The sequence below is a fragment of the Nonomuraea longispora genome, assembly GCF_004348345.1.
Classification (GTDB): domain Bacteria; phylum Actinomycetota; class Actinomycetes; order Streptosporangiales; family Streptosporangiaceae; genus Nonomuraea; species Nonomuraea longispora.
On sequence record NZ_SMJZ01000253.1, the window covers coordinates 1 to 11,206 of the forward strand.

At 71.9% G+C, this 11,206-nt stretch carries 13 protein-coding genes and 1 pseudogene; 9 read left to right on the forward strand and 5 right to left on the reverse strand.

The genetic code is table 11. The features are described 5' to 3' along the window. The 9 genes from E1267_RS39255 to E1267_RS39295 form a co-directional block, all read left to right on the forward strand. Window positions 1-727: type II secretion system F family protein (locus E1267_RS39255; protein WP_132340650.1), on the forward strand; the 727-nt coding region annotated here is incomplete at its 5' end. Further along, complete coding sequence (locus E1267_RS39260; RefSeq protein ID WP_132340652.1) at window positions 720-1,640, forward strand: type II secretion system F family protein; 921 nt, start codon at window positions 720-722, stop codon at window positions 1,638-1,640. The genes E1267_RS39255 and E1267_RS39260, both read left to right, overlap by 8 nt. Further along, window positions 1,637-1,879 carry a hypothetical protein gene (locus E1267_RS39265; RefSeq protein WP_236668053.1) on the forward strand — a complete coding sequence of 81 codons (243 nt, stop codon included), beginning with the start codon at window positions 1,637-1,639 and terminating at the stop codon, window positions 1,877-1,879. The genes E1267_RS39260 and E1267_RS39265 overlap by 4 nt, the downstream gene beginning before the upstream one ends. Continuing rightward, window positions 1,860-2,297, forward strand: coding sequence for a TadE family protein (locus tag E1267_RS39270; RefSeq protein ID WP_246064559.1), 438 nt, complete (start codon window positions 1,860-1,862; stop codon window positions 2,295-2,297). The genes E1267_RS39265 and E1267_RS39270 overlap by 20 nt, the downstream gene beginning before the upstream one ends. Further along, window positions 2,294-2,686, forward strand: a complete 393-nt coding sequence (locus E1267_RS39275; RefSeq protein WP_132340656.1) for a TadE/TadG family type IV pilus assembly protein — start codon at window positions 2,294-2,296, stop codon at window positions 2,684-2,686. The genes E1267_RS39270 and E1267_RS39275 overlap by 4 nt, the downstream gene beginning before the upstream one ends. Beyond that, on the forward strand, window positions 2,683-3,099 hold the full coding sequence (locus E1267_RS39280; RefSeq protein WP_246064561.1) for a TadE/TadG family type IV pilus assembly protein: 417 nt from the start codon (window positions 2,683-2,685) through the stop codon (window positions 3,097-3,099). Before E1267_RS39275 ends, E1267_RS39280 begins: the two co-directional genes overlap by 4 nt. 120 nt (window positions 3,100-3,219) lie before the next feature. After that, a complete protein-coding gene (locus tag E1267_RS39285; RefSeq protein WP_246064563.1) occupies window positions 3,220-5,958 on the forward strand; it encodes a BTAD domain-containing putative transcriptional regulator in 2,739 nt (912 codons plus the stop codon). Continuing rightward, the gene (locus tag E1267_RS39290; RefSeq protein WP_132340658.1) at window positions 5,955-6,590 is read left to right on the forward strand and encodes a hypothetical protein; all 636 of its coding nucleotides are present in this window, start codon (window positions 5,955-5,957) and stop codon (window positions 6,588-6,590) included. Before E1267_RS39285 ends, E1267_RS39290 begins: the two co-directional genes overlap by 4 nt. Window positions 6,591-6,595: 5 nt before the next feature. Next, entirely contained in the window at window positions 6,596-7,528 is a 933-nt protein-coding gene (locus E1267_RS39295; RefSeq protein WP_246064565.1) for a hypothetical protein, read from the forward strand. Between the two features lie 55 nt (window positions 7,529-7,583). Here the strand turns inward: E1267_RS39295 and E1267_RS45010 are convergent, their stop codons facing one another. The 5 genes and pseudogenes from E1267_RS45010 to E1267_RS39320 form a co-directional block, all read right to left on the reverse strand. Further along, window positions 7,584-8,594 carry an RpnC/YadD family protein gene (locus E1267_RS45010; protein ID WP_165960050.1) on the reverse strand — a complete coding sequence of 337 codons (1,011 nt, stop codon included), beginning with the start codon at window positions 8,592-8,594 and terminating at the stop codon, window positions 7,584-7,586. Continuing rightward, window positions 8,557-9,069: a methylated-DNA--[protein]-cysteine S-methyltransferase gene (locus tag E1267_RS39305; RefSeq protein ID WP_132340662.1), complete on the reverse strand. Its 513-nt coding sequence runs from the start codon at window positions 9,067-9,069 to the stop codon at window positions 8,557-8,559. The genes E1267_RS45010 and E1267_RS39305 overlap by 38 nt, the downstream gene beginning before the upstream one ends. After that, entirely contained in the window at window positions 9,066-10,472 is a 1,407-nt protein-coding gene (locus tag E1267_RS39310; protein ID WP_132340664.1) for an AlkA N-terminal domain-containing protein, read from the reverse strand. Before E1267_RS39310 ends, E1267_RS39305 begins: the two co-directional genes overlap by 4 nt. A gap of 113 nt (window positions 10,473-10,585) precedes the next feature. Then, entirely contained in the window at window positions 10,586-10,798 is a 213-nt protein-coding gene (locus E1267_RS45015; RefSeq protein WP_165960049.1) for a hypothetical protein, read from the reverse strand. Between the two features lie 68 nt (window positions 10,799-10,866). Then, window positions 10,867-11,206, reverse strand: a pseudogene (locus tag E1267_RS39320) (NYN domain-containing protein); the annotation flags it as partial.

Consider the following 11,206-nt stretch of genomic DNA (forward strand, 5'->3'; position numbering starts at 1 on the left):
GGTCAAGATGCTGACCACCCGCACCGCGATCGCCGCCGTCGCCGCCACCCTGGTCCTGATCGTCACCGGCTGGCCGGTCGTGGCGGTGGGCACGGTGCTGCTCGTGTTCGCCTGGCGTGGGTTGTCGGGAGGCGCGTCCGAGGAGCGGGCCGCCATGCGCCGCCTCGAAGGGCTCGCCGCCTGGACGGAGTCGCTGCGCGACACGATCGCCGGGGCGGCCGGACTCGAACAGGCCATCCCGTCGTCCATCAGGGCCGCCGCGCCCACGTTGAGGCCGCACCTGCGGTCCCTGATCGACCGGCTGCACACCAGGATGGCGCTGCCGCAGGCGCTCGCGCTCTTCGCCGACGAGCTCGACGACCCCTCGGCCGACCTGGTCGTGGCCGCGCTCATCCTCAACTCCAGGCTGCGCGGCCCCGGCCTGCGCGACGTGCTCGGCGCGCTGGCCGTCTCGGCCCGCGAAGAGCTCGACATGCGCCGCCGCGTCGAGGCCGAGCGCCGTGCCACCCGGCGCAGCGTGCAGATCGTCGTGATCACCGCGCTGGCCTTCGCCGGGATCCTCGTCGTGTTCAACCCCTCCTACGTCGAGGAGTACGACGGCCCCCTCGGCCAGGCCGTCCTCGTGGTCGTGGCCGGGCTGTTCGGGGCGGGGTTCGCCTGGATGCGGCGGCTGGCCAGGTTCGACAAGCCGACGCGGCTGCTCATGGGTGGAGGCGGCGATGGTTGAGGGCGCGCTGGCCGGTGCTGTGATCGGGCTCGGCCTGCTCGTGTTGTTCAGGGCGCTCTTCCCCGCCCGTCCCGGGCTGGTGGCGCGGCTGCTGGCGCTCGACGCCGTACGCGAGGACGCGGGCGCGCCGCGCATCCAGCTCGTGCTGCCCGACGAGGAGGTCGGCGCGTTCCGGCGCGGCCTCGGCGTGCGGCTGGCCCGCCTCTACAGCGCCCGCGGCTGGGAGGTCAGGTCGGTCAGGTCGGACCTGGCGCTGGTCGGCCGCTCCTTCGAGGCGTTCCTGGCCACGAAGGTGCTGCTGGCGGCCGGCGGCCTGCTGGCGTTTCCGCTGTTGCTCGGCTGGCTGGTGCTCATGGAGTGGGGCGCTTCGCTCGCCGTCCCGTTCTGGTCCGCCGTGCTCGTCGCGGGCGTCTTCTTCTTCCTGCCCGACCTTCAGGTCAGGAAGGACGCGGCGGCCAAGCGGCGTGACTTCCGGCACGTCGTGGGCGCGTTCCTCGACCTCGTCTCGATGAACCTGGCCGGCGGCCGCGGTGTCCCCGAGGCCCTGATGATGGCCGTCTCGGTCAGCGGTGAGCAGCCCAACTGGGCGATGGGCCGCATCCGCGACGCGCTGGCCGGCGCGCGGATCGTCGGCATCACCCCGTGGCAGGCGCTCGGACAGCTCGGCGAGGAGATCAACGTCGACGAGCTGCGCGACCTGTCGGCCGCGCTCGGCCTGGTGGCCGACGACGGCGCCAAAGTACGCGCCTCTCTGACGGCCAGGGCGGCCACGCTGCGCCGCCGCGAGCTGGCCGAGATCGAGGGCAGGGCGGGCGAGCGGTCGCAGTCGATGCTTGTGGCCCAGCTCCTGCTCTGCGCCGGTTTTGTGATCTTCCTCAGTTATCCCGCCGCTATGAAGATGTTGGGGGCATGATGAACCATCCCTGGATCATCTATCTGACCGCGTACCTCGGCGTGCGCATCCACCGGGCCAGGACCGCGCCCACCCGGGGCGCGTCCGCCGTCGAATGGGTGATCATCACTGCGATCATCGCCGGTGTCGCGCTCGGACTCGCCACGCTCATCAAGACCTTGGTCGAGCAGAAGCAGAGCGAGATCCAAGGCACGTTCGGCGGTGGCGGGGATGGCGGCGATGGCGGCGGAGGCGAGTAGGCCGCAGCGCGAGCGTGGCGCCACGGTGATCGAGCTGGCCATGCTCATGCCGGTCATCCTCGCCGTCGTGCTGCTCATCGTGCAGGTCGCGCTCTGGTTCCACGGCCGGCAGGTCGCGGAGGCGGCCGCCAGGGAAGGCGCCCGCGTGGCCAGGTCGGCGCCGTTCGACTCGGGCGACTGGGAGGGCGCGGCCACCGCCAAGGCCACCGACATCGTCCGCGCCATCGGCCCGCGGCTGCTCGGCGGCGCCACCGCCACGACGTCCGAGAAAGAGCCCGACGAACGATTCGTCACGGTGACCGGCAACGCCGTGCAGGTGATCCCGCTGCTGCCGGAGCTCTCGTTCACGATCACCGCCACCGCGGGCGGGCCCGTCGAGTGCTTCCGCCCCGACAACGGCGGCGAGGACTGCCGATGAGCCGGGCCGAACGCGGCTCCATGGCGGTGGAGACGGTGATGCTGGCCCCGGTCTTCCTGCTGTTCCTGCTGTTCCTGGCCGGAGCCGGGGTGCTGGTCGAGGCGCAGGGACGGGTCAACGGCGCGGCCCGCGACGCCGCCCGCGCCGCGTCCGTGCAGCGCACGCTCGACGACGCCGGGTCCGCCGCCGAGGCCATCGCCACGAGCGTGCTCGAAGGCCGCTGCCAGTCCTCCTCGGTCTCGCTCGACGGGTCCGAATGGGAGCAGGGCGGCCACGTCGAAGCCGAGGTGACGTGCGAGCTCGACCTGGCCTTCCTCGGGTTCGACGGCACCAAACAGCTGACCGGCGCCGCGGTGGTGCCACTCGAGCAGTTCAGGAGGGTCGAATGAGGAACGGCGAGCGAGGGTCCATGTCGGTGTTCACCGTGCTGTTCTCCGTGGTCGTGTTCCTGCTGGCCGGAATGCTGGTGGACGGCGGGGCCGCGATCAACGCCCGGCTGCGCGCGTCCGACGTGGCCGAGCAGGCCGCCAGGGCCGGCGCCGACCAGGTGGACGTCGATCACCTCCGCACCACGGGAGAGACCCGGCTGCTCGGTGACGCCGAGGTGTGCGGCAGGGCCGACGAGATCGTGCGGGCGCACGGCGGCGGCGACGTGACCAGCGGCGAGTGCACGGTCGAGCAGGGACAGGGACAGGTCACGGTCACCGTGACAGTGCGGTGGGAGGCCTTCTTCCTGAGCGCGCTCGGGTTCCCCGGTTCCGAGATGACCGGCGAGGCCAGCGCCGCGCCCGAAGCGAGATAGACCGAAACCGACCGCTCGATGGATGCGGAACGCACGAGACACGACGCTGGAACAGAGAAGGGAGAGGCGATGCCGCCGCGAGAGCAGCCGCGAGACCCCGCGCGTCCACCCGGACGTCACGTGCCCGTGCGCGTCCCGGCCAGACGCAGCGCCGGCGACGTGCTCGCCGGGCTCGGCGCCCTGGTCGTGCTGGTCGCGCTCGTGGGCGGGGCGCCGTACGCGCTGCTCACCTTCGTCGGCCCGCCGATCGCGCCCGAGTTGCTCGATCTCGAGGTGCTCACCAGCCGGGTCGGGCCGAGCACGATCGTGGCCGTGCTCGTGCTGCTGGTGTGGCTGGCCTGGTTCCAGCTCTTCCTGTGTGTGCTGGTCGAGGTGTACGCCGGGGTGCGCAGGGTCGGCATGCCCGCCCGCGTGCCGCTCTCCGGCGGCATGCAGGTGCTGGCCAACAAGCTGGTCTCGGCCGTGCTGCTGCTGTTCACGGCGGGGGCGATGGTCGCGCCGGCGGCCCAGCTGAGCCCCACCCCCGCCGCGCCGCCCGTGACCGCGGTCGCCTACTCCGCGCCGATCGTCGAGCAGGAGCAGGAGCTGGAGACGCGCAAGACCAAGAAGGTGTACGTCGTGCAGCCGCCGCACGGCCGCCACCACGAGAGCCTGTGGGAGATCGCCGAGAAGTGCTTGGGTGACGGCCGCCGATATCCCGAGATCTACCGCCTCAACCAGGCGAAGGAGCAGCCCGACGGCACCCGGCTGCGCATGGCCGACCTGATCAGGCCCGGCTGGGTGCTCGACATGCCGGACGACGCGAGAAACGCGCACGTCGTACCCGTCGGCCAGCCGCGCGACCAGACGTTGCGCGAGCACCCGGGCAGGGCCGACGCGGGCACGGCGCAGCGTGCCGACCGCGCCGACCGCCAGGAGCGCGAGGAGCGGCAGGAGCGCCAGGAGCGCGGGGCCCGCGAGACGCGCGAGGAACGCAGGACACCCGGGCACGAGGGCAAACACCGCCAGGCCGAGCCCAGCGTGCGGGACGACCGGCAGCCCGTCGTGCAGGAGCGCCAGGGCGAGCTGACCGACTACCTCGCCGCCGCCTCGCTGGCCGCGGCCGGGTTGCTGTTCGTGCTGGCCAGGCGGCGCAGGGAACAACTGTGGCGGCGCCTGTCCGGCCGCAGGATCGCCCGCCCGCGCGACGACGCCGCCCAGGCCGAGGTGGCGCTCAGGCTCGGCGGCGACGCCCCCGGCGCCCGCATCCTGGACGTCGGGCTGCGGCTGCTCGGCGCCGAACTGGCCGCGCAGCACCGCACCCCGCCCACCGTTTACGGCGCCCACCTGTCGCCGCGCACGCTCGACCTGTGGATTCATCCGCCGGACAACGACCCGCCCGCACCCTGGACGGCCCAGGACGGCGGCCAGATCTGGCGGCTTCCCGCGCACGAGGGGCGGCTGCTGCCCGACCTGCGGGGTGAGTCCGGCCGCGGGCACGCGGGCGGGGCACCGTACCCGGGGCTGGTCTCCATCGGCACGGACGCCGGCGGGCGGGTGCTGATCGACCTGGAGGCCGCGCAGGGCCTGATCAACGTACGCGGCCCGCAGACCACCGCGGCGCTGGCGGCGATCGCCGTCGAGCTGGCGACCAACCGGTGGTCCGACCGCATGCGCATCACGCTCGTCGGCTTCGGCCAGGAGCTCACCGCGATCGCGCCCGAACGGATCAGGGCGGTCGGCGGGCTGGCCGAGGTGCTGCCCGAGCTGGAGGCGAACGCGGCCCCGCGCAGGGAGGTGCTGACCGGTCGCGTCAGCGGCGGCCACAGCGTCGCCCACTATCTGCTGTCCGCGGTGGCGCCCACCCACGACGAGGCCCGGCGGCTGGCGCTGCTGGCCCGCCGCGACACCGCAGGTTACGTGGTGGCCGGCGAGGTTCCGCACGCCACGTGGACGATGGAGATCGGCGACGACGGCAGGGCCAGGATCGCGGAGCTGGGCTTCGAGGTGGAGGCCCAGCTCCTGCCGCGCCGCCACTACCGCGCGCTGGTCGACCTGTTCCGTACGACCGACCGGTTCGACGGCGAGGCCATCCCCGAAGCCGAGCCGCTGGCGGGGCTGAACCCGCCAGCCGTCGAGATCAGACTGCTCGGCCCGCTCGAGATCGCCGGCCTGCGCCCCCTGGAGGAGGGCCGGATGGAACTGGCGGCCGAGCTGCTGGTCTACCTGGCCACGCACCCGGGCGGCGTGCACCCCGCGGTGCTCGGCGGCGTGTTGTGGCCGCGCGGCGTGCAGACCACGGTCAGGGACGCCACGATCTCCCGGGTCGCCGAATGGCTCGGCCCCGACCACCTGCTCACCGACGAGGCCGGCCGGCTCCGGCTAGGGCCCGAGGTGCGTACGGACTGGGCGTTGTTCCGCGAGCTCGTACGCCGCTCGCACGGTGACCCGACGGCCGGGGCCGTGCTGCTGGAGAAGGCGCTCGGCCTGGTCAGAGGCCCGCTGATAGCCGGCAGGCCACCCGGCAGGTACGCCTGGCTGGCCGCCGAGGACCTGGAGTACGACGTGAGCGCCGGGGTGGCCGACGCGGCCCACCAGCTCTGCGAGCTCAGGCTCGCCCACGGCCAGCCGGACGCGGCGGTGGCCGCCGTACGCGCGGGCCTGCTGCTGGCGGCCGACGACGAGGGGCTCTGGCGTGACCTGCTGCGTGCCACGCACGCCACCGAGGACATCGTGCGCTTGCGCGCGGTCATCGAGGGCCTGACACGCAGGGCGGCCTCCCACCCGTACGGCGGCGGGATGGCCCCCGAGACCGAGGCGTTGATCGAGGAGCTGCTGCCCACGTGGCGCATGCATGTGGTGAGGGAGTCGTCGGCATGAAACGAGTCATGGCGGTGCTGGGCACCATCGGGCTGGGCGTCGCCGTTCTGGCGGGCTGCGGGCAGGCCGAACGCCCGTACACGCCCCAGGGGGCCGCCTCCCCCGCGAGCGGCCAGCCGGTTCCGGACCCGTCGAAGAGCGAAGGCGGCACCGCCACCGCCTCTGGCGCCGAGACTCTGAACATCGGCGGCGACAAGCTGCGGGTGCGGATCGAGTGGCCCGACGACCCCGACCCGCTGTTGAAGCTCATCACCGGCTACTACGTCGCCTCCAGGAAGGCGCTCGTCTCAGGAAGCGATCGATACCTGAAGGATCTGGATCTCGAACTCACGGCGGTCCGCGAGGCGTACGACTGGGTGCACGGATACACCAAGGAGGACATGACCGTGAGAGGTGACGCCCGGCTGTACAACCTGCGCGTCGCCGCGCTGGTGGGCAAGGGCGTGCAGGTCAACGCGTGCGTGGACGAGTCGGAGGTGCGCGTGCTGTCCACGGGTACGGGGAAGCCCGTCGAGCCCCAGCCCGCCTTCGTGCGCGAGCCGTACCTCCAGGCCGTGCTCGCGCACCGCGGCGATGACGGGGTGTGGCGGATCAGATCGTTCGGCTATGGCGAGAAAGGGTGCAGCAGATGACCCCCATGGGCTCAGTCGCCGTCGCCGCGCTCCTGGTGCTTGCGGGCGCGGCGAATCCTGAGGACGGCGGACGTACGGTGGGCACCCCCATCAAGGAGGGCAACACGAGGGGCATCGACCTCGCCCACTCGAAGATCGTCGTGTCCGGCGACGGGACCAGGGGCGGTAAGAGCGACGGTTACGTGCTCAAGCGCCCATGCTGGTACGAGCCGGGCCTGGACGCGAACGAGATGCTCAAGTCGCAGGAAAGCCTGCGGGCCTACTGGTTCAGGTTCACGGAGAACCCCACCGAGGAGAAGTGGCAGGCGTTCCTCAAGCAGTTCGAGGACAAGATCGGAAAGGACGGGCGCTGGTGGGGGCCCGCGTACAACGCCGCCGATCCGAAAGGGCAGGCCTGTTTCGCCAGTCTCGACCCGTTCGTCTTCGTGCCGCCGGGCACCACGCCGCCGTCCGGCATCACGATCCAGGAACTGGCCGAGATCGCCAGAGCCGCGCTGACCGTGCCCGAGCCGACGGTCAAGCTCAACCCTGACGCCAAGAGCTACGTGAACCTGCCCACCTGGGTGTGGCTGGAGGGCATCGGTGAGCCGCGCAGGTCGGTGACCGCGACGATTCCCGGGGTCATGAGCGCGACCGTGGTCGCCACGCTCGAAAGCATCACGATCGACCCGGGCACCACGAAGGACCGCGCCGAGGTGAACATGGAGGGGTGCGGGACGTCCGGGAAGCCGTACACCAAGGGCGGCACGTTCTCGTGCGGCGTGCGTTATCTGCGTTCGTCGATCGACCAGCCGCGCGAGAAGTACACGCTGACGGTCTCCACCGTGTGGCCGGTCGAGGTGGTCGACAACGTGGTGCCGGTGCAGTTCGCGCCCGTCGAGGTCGGCGCGAGTCGCGACGTGCCGGTGGGCGAGATCCAGAGCAACGTCAAACCCTGAACCCTGCCGGATCCGGGGCCGGCGCCGGCCCCGGATCCGCTCCGGCCGAGAGTGCTCAGAGGAACAGTTCGTCGGCGCTCTTCGCGGTGGCGGCCTTGCGCACCCAGGACTCCAGGGTGTCCAGGTCGGTGCAGGCGAGGATGCGGGCCCGCGCCTCGTCGGGGAGCGGGATGTCCCGAGCCTCCAGGATCAGCAGGACGGCCTTCGCCTCACCCTCCGCCCTTCCTTCGGCTCTTCCCTCAGCTTTCCCTTCGGCCTTCCCTTCGGCCTTCCCCTCGGCTTTCCCCTCGGCTATTCCCTTCGCCCTTCCTTCGGCGAGCCACGCGCGCACCACTGCGCTTCTCGGGTGGTCGGTTGCCATGGCCATCCTGAGCTCCCTGATCACTGTGTCGAGCATGAAGTCGGGCAGACACGAAAGGACGAGGTCAGAATACTCGCCGAACTCTTCGGGCAACTGCCCCAGTGCCTCGAAGAGGGTCAAAATGTTGCGGAGGCCCGCTTCCGACTGGCCGTGCACGATGGCCGAGACTGTCGCGAGCTCCGGTTGGTCGACGGCCCAGCCGAGATCGATGACCGAAGGAATCCCGTCCGGACCGATGACGATGGGATGTAGCACCCACCTGGGATGCCCCATCTCGATGGGTTCCGCGCAGCGACGGGCTGTCCTGGAGTCCTCGCAGAAGACGAGGAGCAGCACGGGACACTTCGTGCGCGCCCTGAGCGTGGAGAGATAGACGGGCCAGGACCAGCGTTTGCGGGTGTCCGGCTCGCGTTGCACTTCGAGGACCACCGCCGAAACCGGTGTGCCCTCTTTGCAGAGGAGCACCACCGAGTCGGCCCGGTATTCGGTGGGCGTGCAGTCCGTGAAATCGGTGTTGCCCAACCGTGCCTCGTCGAACGTCGGTACGCAGACCCCCGTCCCGGCCAGCAGCGTGGCGACCAGGGACGGGCGGTTGCGTACGAGCTCGATCAGGTATTCGTGTTCCTGTGTCGGCATGGCGAACACATTACCGAATGTTGTCGATCCATTACTCTGAGTCGATGAATCCTCCGGATTCGTGGGCAATCAACCACTCCTTCACCAGTACGCCGTAGTAGTAGCCGCCGTAGCCGCCGCCGGCGGGCAGCACCCGGTGGCACGGAACGAACGGCGCGATCAGGTTCTGGGCGCAGGCCGAGCCCGCCGCCCTGGCGGCCGTCCGGGGCAGCCCCGCCCGCGCGGCGAGTTCCGCGTACGTGACGGTCGTGCCCGGCTTGACCTCGCGCAACGCGGCGTGGAGCCGCTTGCGGGTGGGCGTGCCGGGCTGCGAGACCGGGATGGCGTCGAGGGCCTCCAGGTCGCCCGCCAGGTAGGCCAGCACGGCCTCACCGGCGGGACCTGGGCCGCCCACGACCTCCAGGCCCTCCGACTGCAGGGCGGGCGTGAGGCGGGCGTACATCTCCTTGGGCTCGGCGGTGAAGCCGGCCGCGACCAGCACTCCCTCCCGCGACAGCAGGGACAGCGGGCCCATGGGTGTGGGAACGAGCCGTGCGGTGATCATGATGAGCTCCAGAGGTGCAGGGCGGCGTACGCCCGCCACGGGCGCCACCGCTCGATGTGGTCGTGCGGGATGCCGAGGGCGGCCATGCGCTTGTCGAGCACGAGGTCGCCCGTCGGCCAGGCGTCGGGGTCGCGCAGCGCTCGCAGCGCGACGTAGCTCGCCGTCCACGGGCCGACGCCGGGGACGGTGAGCAGACCGGCCACCGCGTCGGCGGGGTCCTGGCCGCCGTCGAGGTCGATGCTCCCGTCGGCCAGGCGGGCCGACAGGTCCTTGAGCGTGGCGATCCTGCGGTTGGTCAGCCCGAGGCCGGTGAGGTCGGTGTCCAGGAGGTGGTCGGGCGTGGGGAAGAGACCCTCGGGCGCGGCGGCCCTCGCGACGATGCGGCCGAGCAGGGTGCGTGCGCCGGCCACGGAGATCTGCTGGCCGACGACCGCGCGTACGGCCAGCTCGAACCCGTCGAACGTGCCTGGCACCCGCAGCCCGGGTCGCGCCGCGAGGAGAGGGGCGAGCGAGCCCTGGCCGAGGGCCTGCGCGATCGCGTGCGGGTCGGCGTCGAGGTCGAGCAGGCGGCGGCAGCGGCCCACGAGGCGGGTGAGCCGCCGCGTGTCGTCCACCGCCACGTCGAGGGCGATGTGGTCGGACTGCGCGGTGAGGGTGATCGTGCCGCCGGGCACGGCCCTGGTGTACGACGTGTGGTCCGCCACCTCGAGCCCCGGGATGGCGCGCGAGGCCAGGAAGCCGAACACGCCGTCGGCGTCGTACGGCTCGCGCCGGTGCAGCCGCAGCCGCAGCGAGACCGGCCTGGCCGCGTCGGCGACCCTGGCCGCCACCCGGCCGGCCGTGGCCCGCAACTCGCTGGGCGTGAAGCCGTACGTCTCCCGCATCGTCGCGTTGAACTGACGGACGCTGCCGAACCCCGCCGCGAACGCCACCTCCGTGACCGGCAGGTCCGTCTCGGTCAGCAGTTGTTTGGCCAGCAGCAGCCGTTTCGTGCGCGCCACCGCCAGCGGCCCGACGCCGAGTTCGGCCGCGAACAGCCGGTGCAGGTGGCGCTCGGTGATGTGCAGCCGCCTGGCGAGCCCGGCGACGCCGTGCTCGTCGGCGGCCCCGTCGTCGATCAGCCGCAGCGCCCTGCCGATGAGGTCGCCCCGGACGTCCCAGCCGGGGTCGCCGGGGGAGAGCTCGGGCCGGCAGCGCTTGCACGGGCGGAACCCGGCCGCCTCCGCCGACGCCGCGTGCCGGTAGAAGCGCACGTTGCGGAACGACGGTGTGCGGGCCGGGCAGATCGGGCGGCAGTAGATCCGCGTCGTCGTCACCGCCGTGTAGAAGCGCCCGTCGAACCGGGCGTCTCTGGCCGAGACCGCCCGGTAACAGGAGTCGAAGTCGAGCTCGAGTGGTGACATGTCTCCGACGCTACGCGCCCACCGGGCACGTGGCCCAGCGGAAATCGGACCTCATCGTGAAGTCGCAGGTCAGCAGGTGAAAGCGGGTGACCGGCGGAAATCGGACCTGATTGTCAGCAGGTTCGCGGCTGGTGGCGCAGCGGGGAGAACAGGAACGGCACCCAGCTCGTCGCCGTGATCGACGCGCCCAGCCAGAGCGCCGAGCGTACTCCCCACAGCTCGCCCATCGCGCCCGCCAGCAGCCCGCCCAGGCCCACGGCGCTCATGAGCCGGGCGCGAATCAGCACCTCACCGCGCTGCGCCGCGCCGGTCTCTGTACGGCCCACCGTACGGGGCGTTACGTCCTGTACGCGCGTACGGCCACGGCCGAGGCCCTCCCCGAACGAGGGGAGCGCTATTTGGACGAGACGCCCACGCCGAGGTCGAACTCCCGGTAGACGCGCGCCCAGAACCCGTCGCGCAGCCACACCCGCGCCTCGGGGTAGGGCCGCAGCGAGTGGCCGAGCTCCTTCTCCGCCTCGATGAGCAGCTCGGTGTCGATCACGGTCGGCAGGATCGGGCCGGGCAGCAGGTCGCGGATGTTGTCGCGGCCACGGGTGAGGATCCACTTCTGGGCCACGTGCTCGCCGACGTCCTCGACGCGGGGCCGGCTCGGGCCGAGCTTGGCCACCTGGCCGGGCTTGGCGTGCGGCTTGACCGGGGCGCGCCCGGCGAACACCTGGGCGGGGGAGGGA

Excerpts from the sequence above, each read along its gene's own strand:
- E1267_RS39310 (WP_132340664.1), bottom strand. The coding sequence starts at position 10,472 with ATGTCACCACTCGAGCTCGACTTCGACTCCTGTTACCGGGCGGTCTCG.
- E1267_RS39280 (WP_246064561.1), top strand. The coding sequence starts at position 2,683 with ATGAGGAACGGCGAGCGAGGGTCCATGTCGGTGTTCACCGTGCTGTTC.
- E1267_RS39275 (WP_132340656.1), top strand. The coding sequence starts at position 2,294 with ATGAGCCGGGCCGAACGCGGCTCCATGGCGGTGGAGACGGTGATGCTG.
- E1267_RS39290 (WP_132340658.1), top strand. The coding sequence starts at position 5,955 with ATGAAACGAGTCATGGCGGTGCTGGGCACCATCGGGCTGGGCGTCGCC.
- E1267_RS39270 (WP_246064559.1), top strand. The coding sequence starts at position 1,860 with ATGGCGGCGGAGGCGAGTAGGCCGCAGCGCGAGCGTGGCGCCACGGTG.
- E1267_RS39260 (WP_132340652.1), top strand. The coding sequence starts at position 720 with ATGGTTGAGGGCGCGCTGGCCGGTGCTGTGATCGGGCTCGGCCTGCTC.
- E1267_RS39265 (WP_236668053.1), top strand. The coding sequence starts at position 1,637 with ATGATGAACCATCCCTGGATCATCTATCTGACCGCGTACCTCGGCGTG.
- E1267_RS39305 (WP_132340662.1), bottom strand. The coding sequence starts at position 9,069 with ATGATCACCGCACGGCTCGTTCCCACACCCATGGGCCCGCTGTCCCTG.
- E1267_RS39295 (WP_246064565.1), top strand. The coding sequence starts at position 6,596 with ATGGGCTCAGTCGCCGTCGCCGCGCTCCTGGTGCTTGCGGGCGCGGCG.